The organism is Microcoleus sp. D3_18a_C4, from assembly GCF_036702415.1.
Taxonomy (GTDB): Bacteria; Cyanobacteriota; Cyanobacteriia; order Cyanobacteriales; family Microcoleaceae; genus Microcoleus.
In genome coordinates this window covers 88,684-104,071 of record NZ_JAUBTI010000016.1, presented here as the reverse complement: position 1 = coordinate 104,071, position 15,388 = coordinate 88,684, and the positions used below count along the sequence as shown (strand labels likewise).

Genomic DNA, 15,388 nt, shown 5'->3' with positions numbered 1-15,388 from the left:
GTCTGACCAATTCTTTTTTAAGAACTCTCCGAAAGCCTCTTGACAAAAGACTTACAGCCTTAACTTGTCACCAATGGGTATAAATGGTAATGGGTTTGGAATTTTCATTACCCATTACCCATTACCAGAAGGATTAAAGGGGTTTACGATACCGATTTGGTATGATTAGGTTTCTTGCACAAAAAGGGGAAAGTTCTATTAACTTTCCCCTTTTGCTATTGGGTAGAGACTTTTGACTAATGCCAGCTATCTTATTACAAAAATTTGCTCGTTGTATTTGTTATTAGAAAAAAATCTGGCGATCGCTTCGCATACAAAAGTTCTAGAATTCGGAAATGGCCAAAGTTTTCGGAGAGTGAGAGAAGATAGATATCTACAAAGGACAGCAGTTTCAGAATTTCCTTGTTCGCGAATCATTGAGGGCTGCTATAACCTTTTTCTGTTACGCTAAGCAGAGGAAAATAGCCCCCTTTGTCAATCTCAGAATAATATCCTTCACTAAAATAATTTCGGCTATTCTTTTTCCGAGATTGAGACAAGAGGGATAGTCTAAACTCAGTTGGCTTCTTCGCCCATATTACCTATCCCCATATACTTCATCATCGAACTTTTTGAGCTTTTCAATATCGTATGCTCGATCGGCTTGAGAGCGTGTCCTCAAGAACAGATCGGATAAATGCTCAACCCCTTTCGGGCGTGCTTCGGCGGGCGAACTACGTAAGACACCGGGCGCGGGCAAACTACGTAAGACATCGGGCGCGGACGAATCTTGAACTTCGGAACCTGACAAATCTGGGAGTTCAGGAAGGGGTCTATTCTTTGTGGGTTTTCGGTCTATATCTGGTGCATTGTGCGCTAAAGCACTACTAACATTGAATTGAGCTAGGAAAACACTCAAGACAACAACCAGGATGACTTTCACAAAAATTGGTTTCCACATAGCAATTGTGTATGCTTCTTCAGCAAAATTATATCTTACTATGCTAGCAGCTTGCTCATGCTATACTCTGGTAAAAATTTTTATAAATAAATATTCTACAGGCAAAACTGTTTATCAAATCAAGCATGGCTTACTATCAAATTACCTGATTCAACAACAAAAACGCCCAGCCTTCGCTAAAACCTTGGCGCAAGACGGGCGGGCGATCGCTGTGACAGTTGCGTAAGTCCTGACAATTTCATTTGGGTGTGGTCATAAATAGTTGGTTGAGACTGACACGGGGACGCGGGGGCGCAGAGAAATTGTCTATACATCACCAACTGGTTTTGACCGCACCGCTTTCATTTTTTACTTTATATCAGGGGGACGCTTCAAGGTACTCATATCTACATCTTGAACGTGCTGAGCAAACTTCCAACGGTGCCCCTCTGGATCTTCGCACTCATAAACACGATCGCCATAGAAGTGGGTAACGGGTTCGTAGACGAACTTGGCTCCTGCTTTGCGAGCACGCTCAGCGTGGGCATCGACATTATCCACATAAATGTAGAGTCGTTGGCTGATCAGTCCATTCAGGGTTCGCGGACTTTCCCAAGCCGCGTTCTCGGCGGCAAGACCTAGCATGACGAGGCTATTCTTATCCTCAACTTCCAGTTCACCATGGACAACTAGGCCGTTATCATCAGTCATTCTCACACGAATTACAAAGCCAAACGCTTCAACCAGCCAGTCAATAGCAGCACCCACGTCATCGTAGAACAGGTGTGGGGCAATGCGGGGCATATCTTCAGGGGGATTGGCAACCATTGAAAAACCTACTTATAGATTTGACTAACAAGACGCGATGGCGATCGTAAGACAGCCTGACAACTCTGTCAATCTTTGCTGTGCAACTCCTACAGGACCTTCTCCATCTTTTGGGTCAACCAGGATTGCTCTCGGCATCGTAACTGCTCGATCACCTCTACAGCCCAGATCCCTGAGTAGCTATCCCGCAGCATAGCAAAATTACCGACTAAGTTTCCCTCAGTGGGAATGCCAATCACGGCAATATCTTCGTTGGTAACCCCCTCTCTATTGACAACAAATTGGGTCTGCTCAGTCATATCGATCGCGCCCGAGTAATACCCTTGCTGATTTTGGACCATCGACTTATTTTCGTAAAGCCCGATCGTGCCACGTTGGAAAAGATTCTGGTAGAGAGGAGTTACATCTCGAGAGATATCTATATCTGGATACCGAGCATCAATCAGAGTATCAACTTGCACCACAGCTTTAGGAATTTCATCACACAGAAGTTCAAAACACTCATTGACCTCATCGAGCCGTAGGCGAGGGCTACGTGCCACTGAACAATCCAAAAATCCAGCCTTTAGGAGAGCCAGGAGCTTTTCAATATTAAGAATGGGAGGGCCAAAGGAAACTCGTTTGAACCTGGGGAAGTAGTACTCTACTAACTTTTTGTGTGACTCTGGGGTGAGCCCCCCAAACTGTAGAACTAAACCCAACGTTTTGCGGACTTCATACCAAATATCGATAGCAGCCCGGATACCGCACTGCGTGGGGCCTCGGTAAGCGCGGGCAATTTCTTGCTCCATGTAGCGTCCGATAAAGTGGGTTAACTCTTCTCCAGTCGCAAAACGACGGTCACCAATTGGCTCCAGCACCTGCCAATAGTCAAATCGAGCCTGCTCTGGATGGGCCAACAGGTAGGCATCAATGACCTGGCGTACCGCCTCCGCATCATTCCCGCAAGCTACCAGTCGGTCTCGATCCTCATCAGTCTTCATCTCCACTCGGTAGTAGCAAAGCTGCATCTCCAACTCCACAAGAGGCCATAGATCCCTCTCCAGGTCAAGTTTGCCCCCAGGTGCCTGCAGCCTCAGGTTAGCCAACGCATTGTCAGTCAAAAAAGTGAGCGGTGGTAAATCAATCACCCTATCAACTTTAGGCACCATCGGCAGACCACTACGACAAAAGGGGAAGATCGATCGGGGTTCTTTGCCACAGGCTATGTAAGACAGTGTCCCGTCCGTTGAGCGCTCAAAACGACCACCGCGACCTTCAGTTAATTCAAGAACCGCATCGATAAACGTCAATCCCATGCCCTTCATAGCGACTTTGGCACCTGCTGAAACCCGGCCCATAACCTCTACTACGGGATACACAAACGGGATGAATGTTGCGCTCTTATGCTGTTGAGTAAAGTCGTGATAGCGCTTTTCCTCATAGCCCGCTGTGAGGGAAGAATGACCAGTAGCAAGCAGGATCTTGTCAACTTTAATAGTTTCCGTATATCCCTTCTGGGCCACAAACTCTAGTTCATATCCCTGTTGTTGGGGTCGAATATCAACCACCTCTGCCACATGACAGAAAACTGTTACATTCAAGGGAAGCTGTTTGAGGAGATGACGAAATCCCTCCATGAGATAGCGGCCTATAACGCTCCTGGAGAGATACTCTTCCCCCGTCAACGGCTGAGGTGGCTGAACCGTCTCATGGTACCAGTCCACAAAGTTGGTTCCTCTCCCGGCTACGATCGGTGGATCGGGTGCATCCCACAAATCAATCACCGCAGCGTTAATGTTGGCCTTGATGTATTCAGGCTGATCCGGATCGTAAATAGGGCTAGCCCCAAAATGAGGGGAACGATTAAAAACATGAATATGAAGAGGAGTGTTCAAAGGGCGAGCATTGAACTGGGCCAAGAGCCTTTCAAAGCAATAGAACCCCTTAGGTCCGAGTCCCACAATGGCTACTGTATGAACCTGTTGCTCCTCAATCTCTCGGGTCGATTCTCCGCTGCTTGCAACTACTCTTCTCGACATTAGTCCAGACATGGGTTCGTTCTGATACATTTACGCGACACAATACAGAAAACTCCCGGACAATGCAGCGATAGCAACACCATCATTAATCCTCAGTTGTCTTCTTTTGAAGATTTTTTCCACTCGGAAAAGCTTCCCCAAAACCTTACAAATCCTGACTAGCCAGACAATAATTAGTTTGAGCGATTTCTTCCTGTTTCACACGAGCAGTAATCCCAAACAACTGTCCTGAGACAACTAGCTTAGGCGGATTTCCCTGGAGATACTGCAACCATGCTATATAGCGATCCTCGCATCATTTGTGAATTTCTTACTCCCGGACCGCGAGTTCGGGGAGGGCTGGGGTGGGGTAAAAAATTTACGACTCCTGCAAGGATTGCTATAGTTTTTTATTTTTATAAGTTATGTTATCAGAAATGTTGTGCTTTTTTTAGCCTCTGAATAAACTCACAACTCTAGTTATCCTCTAAAATGTTAACTATTGGCTAACCTTGGAGGCTCCACATAGTTGCTAGAGTTCTATCGTTCCTTTAACGAGATCAGAGTGTTTTTCTTGGTTTGGATCGGCCAATGTGTCTCCCTCATTGGCTCTCGCCTATCGGCGTTTGGTCTCAACCTCTGGATCTATCAACAAACAGGATCGGTCACCGAGTTTGGGTTGCTCATTCTGTGTAGCAGCGTGCCGGGCCTACTAATCTCTCCAGTGACGGGGGTCTTCGTTGACCGTTGGAGCCGACGTTGGACGATGATCGTTGCAGACTCCTGTGTAGGGCTATGTACCCTGACTGTTGCTTGGCTATTTGTTAGCGATCGTCTTTCAATCTGGACTCTTTATGGCATTACTGCCCTCAGTTCCTGCTTTGAGGCATTTCAATCTACGGCTTATCTGTCTGCGACAACATTGCTTGTTCCGAAAGACCAGTTGATCCGCGCCAGTGGCCTGACAAGATTGGGAGGCGCTGTCGCTAAAATCATTGCGCCTTTTGTCGCCGGGATCCTTCTGGAAGCGATCGACCTTGAAGGCATTATTCTAATTGACTTTGCCACTTTAGTTATTGCGCTTGTCCCCCTTGTTCTCCTGCGATTCCCTGAGATTGGCGATGATGGAGAACCCACTCAACCTCAACCCTTTTTCGAGGCAGTGGTCTATGGTTGGCAGTACTTAATCACGAGACCTGGACTTTTAGGACTGATGATTTTCTTAGCGACCACCAACATTGTCATCGGAGCCTTTAGTGTATTATCAACCCCTCTGATTTTGACGCTGACATCGCCAACGGGATTGGGAACTGTGCTCTCTATCAGTAGTTGTGGTCTAGTGGTTGGAAGCTTGTTGATGGGGATTTGGAAATCACAAGCACACCACATCAAAACCTTATTTGGATGTATGGTAGCTGCTGGGCTGTTTATCGTAGTGTCAGGATTACGCCCCTCCATCTATCTATTTACGATCGCTGATTTTTTCTTGTGTATGATGTTTCCCATTATCACAGGCTTGGTACAAGTGATTTTCCAGAAAAAAGTTGCACCTGAGGTCCAAGGTCGCGTGTTTAGTCTACAGGAGCCACTGGCTACTGCTGGTATAACCCTGGGGTATGCCATAGCTGGTCCTCTGGACGAGCTTGTTTTTGAACCCTTGATGACCTCAGATGGGTTGTTGGCAAACACCTTTGTTCAGATGATTGGGATCGGTCCAGGTCGTGGCATTGCTCTTTTAGATATAGTCATGGGGGGGTTGCTTGTCATCGCAACCCTCTGTGTTTATCAGTACCCTCGTCTGCAGCAACTAGAGGATGAGCTCCCCGATCAAACAAATGTCACCGTAGAGCTGTCTGCCTGATCGCAGAGACTTCAAGCTGACGGGGTTGTCACCCCGTCAGAACCTCAACCACTCGAGTCAATCCCTAATGAGCTACGTCCATCTGTCGTTTGTTGACCAAAGCCTCGGTATACCAAAGCAGTGCATTGATAAAATCATCGAGTTCTGCATTGAGCCTTACATCGCGCACATCTCCCTGCTCATCAAACATCTCGCGGACTTGACCAATGGGGAATGGCTCGGGGATCGGTAAGCCCCCCAAAGCCAGACTGAGGAGGCGTAATTGAGCGAGACAATTGATCCCACCAAATTGGCTTGCGGATACTGTACAGATGCCAACAGGTTTGTGTTTCCATGCCTGAGGCGGTATGTAATCCAGAGCATTTTTGAGAATACCGGGATAGCTGCCTTTATATTCCGGTGCCACAATCAACACCCCATCAGCCTGACTGAGCCTTTCGCAAAACTGTTGCAGATTGGAGGGAGGTTTTTCCATGTGAGGATCGTATCGCTCTTCCATGATCGGAAGTTGATAGGTCTCTAGGTCAATGAGCTCTGTTTTCAGTCGATCACGATCTTGCATGCGTGCAAGAATCCACTCGGCTACCTTGAGGCTCTGCCGCCCCTTTCTATAGGTACCGAGCAGGATGGGAATATAAGGTTTCATTAGTTGATCTCCAGTTTGTGTTATGGAAGTGATTGAGGCTGAATGGACTTACTCCCCAGGGGTGTTCGTCTCCGATTGATAATAATTCAAAAACGGTAACGCCTTCTCGTTGTATTCTGGTGAAACATATTCCATATATCTAGGGAAAATCAATGCCAACTATGGTTGAGCCGATGCGAGTTCTGATTTGTGGCGCTGGTAGTGGTTCCCATGCTCTAGCGGGAATTATTTCGATGCATCCGGGTGTGGAAGTTCGGGTTTTCATCGACAAGGCTGATAAAGTTTGTAGATGGCGAGAGCAGATGAACAGTCACGGATTGACGGTCACTGTTTGGAATGAAAACGACGATCGGGTTAACTTCGTAGCCAATCCGTTTCTGGTCACTGATAACCCAGAAGAGGCAGCCCGCCACTGTGACCTCATTATCTTGGCTCTTCCGGCTTTTCTACATTGGCAGTACCTGAACTTACTGGCCCGCTACATTGAGGAAAGAGCCATTATCGTCGGTCTCCCTGGCCAAAGTGGATTTGAATTTGATGTAAGGAAAGCATTAGGGCCAAAGGTCAATACCTGTGTGGTGATGAATTTTGAATCCCTACCCTGGATCTGCCGCCTAGTGGAGTTGGGTAAGGATGTGAATATTTTGGGTACCAAAAAACAACTGGCTGGTGCGCTACAGGGCGATGTCACTCAGGTGAGGATCGCAGATCCAGTTGGGTGTCTGCAAAGCCTTTTGGGAGATCTGCCAAAACTCGTTGTCTCAGGACACTTACTTGGGATGACGCTTATGTCACCGAACTATTGCCATCCTCCAATGATGTATGGGCGCTGGAAAAATTGGAATGGCAGTCCCCTTGAAGAACCGCCCCTGTTGTATCATGGGATTGATGAATCTACATCAGAACTGGTTGACAAGATCAGTGATGAGGTTCTGAAGATTAGCTACTCGATCGCAACAGAATTTCCCGATGTCGATCTTTCTCATGTGATTCCTTTGTACGAGTGGGATATCATCCATTACGGAAATTACATTAAAGATCGAACGAACTTAATGACAACCACTACGACCAACTCTAGATATGAAGGCATTACTCATCCAATGCTCCCAACGATAGATGGCAAGTATATGCCAAACTTCAATCAGCGTTTTCTCACAGAAGATGTGCCGTTTAATCTGGTTGTTATTCGTGGCATTGCCGAGCTAGCTGGCGTCCAAACCCCTTACATGGATACAGTCCTATCGTGGTGCCAGAATAAAATGGAAAAAGAGTATTTAGTGGGTTCTAGATTGGTGGGGAAAGACCTGGCGACTACCCGGTGTCCCCAGAGATACGGCTTTAAAACTCTGGCTGATATTCTAACGAACAATCTCTAGTAAAATAGACGAAACTAGAGATTCTCTCCTAGCTGTTTCATTACTCAAACTGCTCCGAGGCAATAGCTCGTCGATATTTTGAGGTAGTTGGGGAAATTTCTCCAATTGTCTTGTTGTTTGCCCAAGAGATATTAGACCTCTTGCAAAAGTCGTCCCTGGGGTACTATAAGGTCAAAAAGCCGTCGCTCCAAAAGTAGAGCCTACAGGTTTGGTAATTGCCTATGTCTTGAAATACGCTGGCTCTGGTGTTTAGCTGGCGTCTATCTCAATGCAAACAAAAATACCATAATGCGATCGCGTTGGGACTAAGGACATACTCTTTACAGTCCTAGGTTGGGTCAAACTGGGATGAGTTTCCAGTACATTTCTATGGAATTTCTAGCGGAATTAATAAAAATAAATAACAATAAGCTTCATTACTATTAACGAGGTCTAAAGGCTATGAAACTGATCGACTTTATTTTTTAGTTGATGTCGTCGCCCCTCAGACTTTTCCGACTTTTTTCTTAGTTAAAAATTCCCCAACAATCTGTTATTATGATGGACGGAAACCCAAGAGAGATCGCACAAGATGGCAAGCAATTTACCATTAAGAACGGCTGCAAGTGTAATTTCTGACAGAAAACTCCCTGTGGTTAACAGCTACAATGAATGGGATACTCTCCAAGAAGTAATTGTCGGTCGCGTTGAAGGCTCTGTAGTACCACAATTTGAAGCGAATGTTAAGGTGGATGCCCCACCCCGATACTGGAATTTTTTTCAAGAGTATGGGGGTCAACCTTTCCCTGAAGACCTAGTTGAGACAGCATCAAAGGAACTCAATGAGTTCTGCAAGATTTTAGAAGCCGAAGGTGTAACCGTGCGGCGACCCGATATAGTTGACTTTTCTAACTCGTATAAAACTCCAGATTTTGAAGCTTCGGGGTTGTATGCTGCCATGCCTCGCGATGTCCTGATTGTTATCGGCAATGAAATTATCGAGGCTCCAATGGCGTGGCGATCGCGTTTCTTTGAATATCGTGCATATCGTTCTTTAATGAAAGAGTACCTCAAACGAGGAGCCAAGTGGACAACAGCTCCGAAACCTTTAATGTCAGAGGAGCTCTACGATTTTGAATTCGCTGCCAAATCGCCAGAAGAGCAAGAAGCATTAGTTGAAATTGGGCAGTATGTGACAACAGAGTTTGAACCCTGCTTTGATGCTGCTGATATTGTGCGCTGTGGGCGCGACCTATTTGTGCAGCGCTCTCACGTCACTAACGAAATCGGGATTACTTGGCTTAAGCAGCACCTCGGCGACAAGTTTAGGGTTCATACACTCAAGTTCAAGGATTTCAATCCAATGCACATTGATGCCAGCTTTGTACCCCTAAAGCCTGGATTAGCGCTAGTTAACCCGGAAAGACCGTGTTATCAGAGCGAAATCTTCAAGAAAGCTGGCTGGGATCTGGTCGAAGCAGCCCAACCCACCACGCCAGACTCTTGGAAACTTCCCATTGCTAGCAAGTGGATCAGTATGAATCTTCTGTCCTTGGATACAAAACGGATTGTTGTGGAAAAGCAGGAAGAACCGATGCAGAAACTCCTGAAAGATTTGGGCTTTAAAGTAATTCCTGTTGATTTCCGACACTTTTACACCTTTGGAGGTTCATTCCACTGTGCAACCTGTGATGTTCGACGAGATGGAAAACTTGAAGAGTACGGATTTTCTGAGCCTTGTGACGAGAACTCACTGAATAGACATCTCCAATAACTGCCAAACCTTTTCTCCGCTTGGTTTCTTGTCCGAAGCTGGCTTCGAGCTTCGGACAAGAAACTAACAGTTAAATAAGGGTTTGAAGACTATATTAATCATAAATAGCAATTTTTATGACATTATTATTACTATTTTTTTCCGGTTTCTATCGATTTTATTGACATATAACCATTGCACCAATCCGCCATCTTATTAATCCACATACGACCATAATTACTGCTTCGTAATTGCCAGATTTTAAGCGAAATCTCTCTGCTACTCTATAAATCTTCACAACTTAATCATAGGCTTTAGTATTATTCTTTTTCTAGCCTTTTGTTTGTTGGCTTTTTTTTGAACATCTGTAATATTTATACTTGAAGTTTTTTTGTGAGGAGTATCAATTAATAGTTACCCTACATAAGGTTTGTCCCCTTGAAATTTTTGCTCTAAATTCCATTCTTTTCGTCGGGAACTCAAAATTTTTATGTCCGCAGTTGGGCCAGTTTCTCCAACTACTACATCAACAATTTATTTCCAGTTCGGCATTACAACTATTTGCTTTTTTAAGGTATGTTTTTTTCTGACCTGAATAGTATTTTTTCTGCTCTTTATAGTAGAGTCTGTAGCTCTTTCTCTTGGCTGTTCCTAGCTATTTACAATTCACTCAAATTCACTCAATATTTCAAGAAGCCATTGCCATTCGGAATCATTTTTTTTTACCTGTTCTAACCACAGTTCTCTAAAAAATTTTATCATTTGTGAAAGATATAATTAGCTGCTGACTCGCTGATTCCAAATTAAACTCCTAACATTTGAAATGTGGGAAGATGGTGTAAATATACCAAAATTAGGATAATTGGATCGGCAATATCTAATTTCGGTGGGCGACCACCTCCGCATTTGATGATGCGAATTTTAGAATTATCTTGAACTTTTTTCTGCTGGTTATACAGATTTTCTGCGTGAGTAATTAGCCCTATAAGTTTGTCAGAGTTTAGACCCAATAGCCGAGTAGTTTCTGAGGGATGTCTTTCTATGTGTTCGCGAAGTTGACTCATTTTTTTTACATAAATGTCCATTAGACTCATACCAATTCACTATGAAGGTACACTAAAATATAGGGTAAAAGTAGAGGAAATCCAATATGGCGAACAAACTTCAGGTACAAATCCAGGAAACCGTTGAGGAACTAGAGCATCGACTCGAACGGAGTGCGACCGCCGTAAATAAAGAAAAATTACTGGTATTATACTGGCTGGCCACCAAAAAAATCCCAAAAAGAGCAGAATTAGCCACGATGTTGAAACGAGACTCTTCAACAATATATCGTTGGTTAAGAGCTTACAAACAAGGTGGAATTAATGAATTACTTAGCATAAAAAAAGCTCCCGGAAAGACTCCACATATTCCACCCTCAGTCCGAGAAAAATTAATCAAAAAATTGCCAGAACCACAGGGAGAAACAAGTTAGGGCAAATTACAGACCGGGCTCGAAAAAGAATGCGGAATCAAAGTGAGCTATAAAGTGGTACATGACCTAGTTCATTATAAATTGAAAGCTGACCTGAAAGTCCCAAGACCCCAAAGTGACAAAGCGAACGAAGAGGTGCAGGCAAGCTTCAAAAAAAAACTATGTGAACTCATCAAAGTAATGATTAAATATTTCGGAAACTCCAAGCCTGTAAGGATATGGTGTCAGGACGAGAGTAGATTTGGATTGATTACTATGCCCGGCAGAATGATTACATTAAAGGGGGTAAAACCCATTGGCAAAAAGCAATGGAAACGAGGAAAGTTTTATATTTATGGAGTCGTAGAGCCAGCAACAGGTGAACAATATTATCAAGAATTTGCTCAGGTCAATTACAACTGTTTTCAAGAGTTTTTAAAGGAATTTGGTCAAAAATACTCAGAGAGTTTTCATCTAATTATCATGTATAATGGTAGCTTCCATAAAGCTCTATTATTAGACGGGGCTGACCATGTAATGCCAATATATTTACCTGCCTATAGTCCTGAATTAAATCCGATTGAAAGATTGTGGGAGCCTACAAAAAAAGACCTCAAGTGGGAAAAATATTCGAGTTTAGATAAACTCAAAGAACAGGTAAATACAATTATCCAATCTCTCACGAATGAAGAAGTTTTATCTCTCTGTGGTTGGGACTATATCCTTGAAGCTATATTAAGTGCAACTTCATAGTAAATTGGTATCAGATGATAATTTATAAATTTGAAATTTTCTGGCGGTGTCATTTGTGCCGAGAGAGTAGTGAAATCGCGGATGTCAGAAAACAAAACCGACATTTCCAACTCCACCGCTTTTGGCAATTTAATATCAACAATACTGTCACATCCCAAAAAAGCTAAAAACTCATTGGAAAGCGACAAGTCGCCTCCGCAATTTCTAATTCTGCCTCAGGGTGAAAGTTCTAAACTGCAATTGACCTCAAAGAGCTCCTCAATGAACTTTTAGCGTTCTGTCTCAGCTTTTTGGCGTTCCGTGATATCTTGAAGAGTGTTGATAGCATAAACAATATTTCCTTGTCGATCGTAGATGGGAGTAGGGAAGATTTCTAGGGGAATAATCTTGTCGCCTTGATGAACTTCTGCATCGTCAGCCGTAGCACTTTCCCCCTTGAACGGGCGCAGGATGGGCAAATTTTCCGTAGGATACTTTTGATTTGTGCCTGCTTGATATACTTAATAAACCTGTGACAATTGCTTGGAACTCGTATAGCAATCGTTGCAGGATTCGTAAATTTTTTACCCCACCCCAACCCTCCCCGAACCCGCTCGGGAGTATGAAATTCACAAATGATTTAGGATTGCTATGGTTGTAAGCTCAAGCTTTAGTAAATGCTGAGTATTTCCTACAACTAACTATTTTCGGCAAGGACTAAAGGACAGCCGGTGAAAGACAGATACACCGCAACGTTCCAAAGCTAACTTATGTTTAGCAGTACCATATCCTTTGTTATTTGTCAAGTCGTATTCAGGATACTTAACAGCCAAACGTACTATTAATTCATCGCGCCAAACTTTCGCCACAATACTAGCAGCAGCAATCTGAATCGATCGCGCATCACCCTTAATCATCGTCTCTTGCTCGATCGCCAAATTGGGAATCCTTTGATTCCCATCAACCAAACACAAATCCGGCGTCACCTTCAACTTCAAAATCGCCCGTTTCATCGCCAACAAAGAAGCCTGCAAAATATTGAGGCGATCGATCTCCCGCACCGAAGCCGCACCAATTTGACAGTCAACAGCCACAGCCCGGATTTTCACAGCTAAGCGACTCCGGGCTGCGGCACTCAACTGCTTGCTATCTCGCACCCCGCAACTTGCTAATTCATCGAGAACTTCGTCGGGCAAAATGCAGGCGGCAGCCACCACCGGCCCGAACAAAGCGCCTCGTCCGACTTCATCCACACCCGCAATTAGTAGAGTGTTCGAGCCAGAGGGGGAAAGGGGAAGATGGAAAGATGGGAAGAGAGTAAAAATTTCTACTTCTTCCTTCTTTCCTCTTCCCTCTGACTTCTTCCTTCTTCCCTCTGACTTCATATCACTCATCCACAACGGCTGACGAGCGGCGGCGGCGGCGACGGTTGATAGCCGGCTCCTCGGGTTCGCTGGGTTCGCTGGGTTGGCTGGGTTCGATCGGCTCATTGAGTTCGATCGGCTCATTGAGTTCGATCGTCGGCTCATAGGATTCGATCGGCTCATAGGATTCGATCGGCTCATAGGATTCGATCGGCTCATAGGATTCGATCGGCTCATAGGATTCGATCGGCTCATAGGATTCGCCCATCACATCGCTGGGTTCCTCCATCGGATCAAAACCATCAGTTTGGTCGATCGAACTCTCGCCGTAAATTTGAGCCTCATCATCCTCAGAAAATACAGGCTCAACTACCGACCTTTCTGGATAATAATCCCGTTCCTGTGCATTTTGTGCAGGCGCCGTCGGTTCAAATTCAAATTCGAGCTGCTCGAAAGGCGGCTTGTTCGGGGCCGCTCCGGGGAGAGTCACCGAAACGATCGCATTCTTAGGATTTTTCACGCTGCGATCCGTAAGCACCAAAGGAGAAACCCCCATCAGGGCATAAACATCCTGCTCCTCCGCCGTCATTTCCACCGAAATCACCTCTGGAGGCTCCACCATCGGCTTCATCAACTCAGACTTAGCGGGACGCACGCGATCGAAATCCTCGCGCCTGCCCACAGTCGCCATATTCACCAGCCCGAAGCCCTCCGACGCGGCCCGGATACCGGGGGGTGCGAGATACTCAGAGCGCGTATCCGCGACGGGCGCGCTCGAAGTATTCGGCAGCCGCAACTTGCTGCGTACAGGTTCCTCCTCCGCCGGGAGAGCAAAAGGCTCTTCGCCAATCCGGCGGCGGCGGCGCCGTCTAGTTCCGTTCCCCAAATCCTGATAGCTGGGATGGTTGAGCAAGTCCAAAGGCGAGGCGTTACTGCCGGTCTCAAAATCCAAACTTTCGCTCTGACTCGGAGGTTCCCAAGCAGCCCGAGCAGGTTCGGGGGGGCGTTCTTCCCGCACTGGTGCAGGAGTTGCAGCCGCCACAGGCGTCAAGCTGCGGCGTTCCAATCCTTCGGGCAAATTCAACAAAACGCGGTTCGATGTAGCAACAGTGCGATCGGCCGATTCCCGCACCGCTGCGGCGAAGTCTTCTTCCCCTGGCAAGCGCACCAGATGACCCAACCCGCTGCAAGTAGGACAACTGTGGCCGAACAACTCGTAAATATTTTGACCTTGGCGCTTGCGAGTGAGTTCTACCAGTCCCAATTCCGACAGTTGAGCGATTTGCGGTCGAGCTTTGTCAGCTTTGAGAGCTTTATTGAAATGTTCCAGCACCTGCAACTGATCGCGGCGGGATTCCATGTCAATAAAGTCAACAATAATCACCCCGGCAATATTGCGTAACCGCAGTTGTCTAGCAATTTCCGTGGCTGCTTCGCAATTTGTCCAGAGTACCGTTTCCCTAGCCGTCGCCGATCGAGTAAACGAGCCAGAGTTGACATCTATCACCGTCAGCGCCTCAGTCGGCTCGATAATCACATAACCACCCGAAGGCAAATCAACCCTTGGTCTGAGGGCTTCTCGAATCGCAGCGTTAACCCGGAAAAATTCTAAAATCGAGGCGCGCTCTCGGTGGTGGTCGATCAAAACTCCCGCAGGAAGTTTACCACCGTTCCAGCTCATCAACTGCTGCTTCACCCGCTTAATTCCATTTTGCGAGTCCACCACAATCCGATTCACGTCACCGCTGAACATATCTCGCAGCACCCGCTGGATAAAATCGTCATCCCGGTTGAGCAGTGCCGGCGCCCGCGAAGTACCGCCTTCAAGTTGAACGGCTTCCCACTGTTTTTGCAGGACTTCCAAATCTTCCATGATCGCTTCTTCAGTCATCCCTTCAGCTTCGGTGCGTACCAGCAGCCCCATCCCGGCCGGTTTCACCAAAATAGCCAGGGCTCTGAGGCGGTTGCGCTCGGCTTCCGACTTAATCCGCCGCGAGAGATTGACTCCCCTGCCGTAGGGCATCAGTACCAAATAGCGGCCTGGCAGGGTAATGTTGCCTGTCAGCCGGGGGCCTTTGCTGCCCGTCGGTTCTTTCATTACCTGTACCACCACTTTCTGCTGGGGGGTCAGGAGTTCTGTAATTGCTCCTGCCGAGCGTTTAAGGCGCAGCGGGCCGAGGTCTGTGACGTGCATAAACCCGTTACGTTCTGGATCGCCAATATTGACGAACGCCGCATCTATCCCAGGGAGTACATTTTCAACAATTCCCAAGTAAATGTCACTGACTTGGTGGCTGCCTGTGGCTACCACAAGTTCTTGGATTTGATCTTCTGAAAAGACGGCAGCAATGCGATGCTGCTCTGCTATAACTATCTGCTTTGTCATTCAATTTCCTCAAAAAACTGGCAGCAAGTTAGAGACACTTACGCACTCATAGTGCCTCTGACTTAGACTGTAATTAGTAGTAGCTTGA

The 15,388-nt window shown here is 46.0% G+C and carries 13 protein-coding genes and 1 pseudogene; 6 read left to right on the top strand and 8 right to left on the bottom strand.

Going from position 1 to position 15,388, the window contains the following annotated elements:
* Nucleotides 1–577: 577 nt before the first annotated feature.
* Nucleotides 578–922 (bottom strand): hypothetical protein, encoded by a 345-nt coding sequence (locus QUB16_RS10815; protein ID WP_333315939.1) that lies wholly within the window; start codon nt 920–922, stop codon nt 578–580.
* Here QUB16_RS10815 and QUB16_RS10810 point away from each other — a divergent pair.
* Complete coding sequence (locus tag QUB16_RS10810; RefSeq protein ID WP_333315938.1) at nt 912–1,166, top strand: hypothetical protein; 255 nt, start codon at nt 912–914, stop codon at nt 1,164–1,166. The two genes, QUB16_RS10815 and QUB16_RS10810, sit on opposite strands and share 11 nt — an antisense overlap.
* A gap of 122 nt (nt 1,167–1,288) precedes the next feature.
* Here the strand turns inward: QUB16_RS10810 and QUB16_RS10805 are convergent, their stop codons facing one another.
* Nucleotides 1,289–1,747, bottom strand: coding sequence for a VOC family protein (locus QUB16_RS10805; RefSeq protein ID WP_333315937.1), 459 nt, complete (start codon nt 1,745–1,747; stop codon nt 1,289–1,291).
* A gap of 89 nt (nt 1,748–1,836) precedes the next feature.
* Nucleotides 1,837–3,780 carry an FAD/NAD(P)-binding protein gene (locus QUB16_RS10800; protein ID WP_333315936.1) on the bottom strand — a complete coding sequence of 648 codons (1,944 nt, stop codon included), beginning with the start codon at nt 3,778–3,780 and terminating at the stop codon, nt 1,837–1,839.
* Nucleotides 3,781–4,312: 532 nt separating this feature from the next.
* Here QUB16_RS10800 and QUB16_RS10795 point away from each other — a divergent pair.
* Nucleotides 4,313–5,608 (top strand): MFS transporter, encoded by a 1,296-nt coding sequence (locus QUB16_RS10795; protein ID WP_333315942.1) that lies wholly within the window; start codon nt 4,313–4,315, stop codon nt 5,606–5,608.
* Between the two features lie 64 nt (nt 5,609–5,672).
* On the opposite strand, the gene QUB16_RS10790 is transcribed toward QUB16_RS10795, so the two are convergent.
* A complete protein-coding gene (locus QUB16_RS10790; protein ID WP_333315935.1) occupies nt 5,673–6,254 on the bottom strand; it encodes an NADPH-dependent FMN reductase in 582 nt (193 codons plus the stop codon).
* A 152-nt stretch (nt 6,255–6,406) separates the two neighbouring features.
* On the opposite strand from QUB16_RS10790, the gene QUB16_RS10785 reads away from it, so the two are divergent.
* Nucleotides 6,407–7,630: an NAD/NADP octopine/nopaline dehydrogenase family protein gene (locus QUB16_RS10785; RefSeq protein ID WP_333315934.1), complete on the top strand. Its 1,224-nt coding sequence runs from the start codon at nt 6,407–6,409 to the stop codon at nt 7,628–7,630.
* 571 nt (nt 7,631–8,201) lie between these two features.
* The gene (locus tag QUB16_RS10780) at nt 8,202–9,383 is read left to right on the top strand and encodes a NarL family transcriptional regulator (RefSeq protein WP_333315933.1); all 1,182 of its coding nucleotides are present in this window, start codon (nt 8,202–8,204) and stop codon (nt 9,381–9,383) included.
* Nucleotides 9,384–10,165: 782 nt separating this feature from the next.
* Here QUB16_RS10780 and QUB16_RS10775 read toward each other — a convergent pair.
* Nucleotides 10,166–10,426, bottom strand: a complete 261-nt coding sequence (locus QUB16_RS10775) for a hypothetical protein (protein WP_333315932.1) — start codon at nt 10,424–10,426, stop codon at nt 10,166–10,168.
* An 86-nt stretch (nt 10,427–10,512) separates the two neighbouring features.
* Here QUB16_RS10775 and QUB16_RS10770 point away from each other — a divergent pair, with 86 nt between their 5' ends.
* Nucleotides 10,513–10,839 (top strand): helix-turn-helix domain-containing protein, encoded by a 327-nt coding sequence (locus QUB16_RS10770; RefSeq protein WP_333315931.1) that lies wholly within the window; start codon nt 10,513–10,515, stop codon nt 10,837–10,839.
* Between the two features lie 18 nt (nt 10,840–10,857).
* A pseudogene (locus QUB16_RS10765) lies at nt 10,858–11,571 on the top strand (IS630 family transposase); the annotation flags it as partial.
* A gap of 269 nt (nt 11,572–11,840) precedes the next feature.
* On the opposite strand, the gene QUB16_RS10760 reads toward QUB16_RS10765, so the two are convergent.
* From QUB16_RS10760 to QUB16_RS10750, 3 genes are all read right to left on the bottom strand, one after another.
* Nucleotides 11,841–12,029, bottom strand: coding sequence for a PAS domain S-box protein (locus QUB16_RS10760; protein ID WP_333315930.1), 189 nt, complete (start codon nt 12,027–12,029; stop codon nt 11,841–11,843).
* A gap of 222 nt (nt 12,030–12,251) precedes the next feature.
* Nucleotides 12,252–12,935, bottom strand: a complete 684-nt coding sequence (locus tag QUB16_RS10755) for a ribonuclease HII (RefSeq protein WP_333315941.1) — start codon at nt 12,933–12,935, stop codon at nt 12,252–12,254.
* Nucleotide 12,936: 1 nt separating this feature from the next.
* Nucleotides 12,937–15,300 carry an Rne/Rng family ribonuclease gene (locus QUB16_RS10750; protein ID WP_333315929.1) on the bottom strand — a complete coding sequence of 788 codons (2,364 nt, stop codon included), beginning with the start codon at nt 15,298–15,300 and terminating at the stop codon, nt 12,937–12,939.
* Nucleotides 15,301–15,388 lie beyond the last annotated feature (88 nt).

Excerpts from the sequence above, each read along its gene's own strand:
- QUB16_RS10810 (WP_333315938.1), top strand. The coding sequence starts at position 912 with ATGACTTTCACAAAAATTGGTTTCCACATAGCAATTGTGTATGCTTCT.
- QUB16_RS10805 (WP_333315937.1), bottom strand. The coding sequence starts at position 1,747 with ATGGTTGCCAATCCCCCTGAAGATATGCCCCGCATTGCCCCACACCTG.
- QUB16_RS10800 (WP_333315936.1), bottom strand. The coding sequence starts at position 3,780 with ATGTCTGGACTAATGTCGAGAAGAGTAGTTGCAAGCAGCGGAGAATCG.
- QUB16_RS10790 (WP_333315935.1), bottom strand. The coding sequence starts at position 6,254 with ATGAAACCTTATATTCCCATCCTGCTCGGTACCTATAGAAAGGGGCGG.
- QUB16_RS10785 (WP_333315934.1), top strand. The coding sequence starts at position 6,407 with ATGCCAACTATGGTTGAGCCGATGCGAGTTCTGATTTGTGGCGCTGGT.
- QUB16_RS10780 (WP_333315933.1), top strand. The coding sequence starts at position 8,202 with ATGGCAAGCAATTTACCATTAAGAACGGCTGCAAGTGTAATTTCTGAC.
- QUB16_RS10775 (WP_333315932.1), bottom strand. The coding sequence starts at position 10,426 with ATGAGTCAACTTCGCGAACACATAGAAAGACATCCCTCAGAAACTACT.
- QUB16_RS10770 (WP_333315931.1), top strand. The coding sequence starts at position 10,513 with ATGGCGAACAAACTTCAGGTACAAATCCAGGAAACCGTTGAGGAACTA.
- QUB16_RS10755 (WP_333315941.1), bottom strand. The coding sequence starts at position 12,935 with ATGAAGTCAGAGGGAAGAAGGAAGAAGTCAGAGGGAAGAGGAAAGAAG.
- QUB16_RS10750 (WP_333315929.1), bottom strand. The coding sequence starts at position 15,300 with ATGACAAAGCAGATAGTTATAGCAGAGCAGCATCGCATTGCTGCCGTC.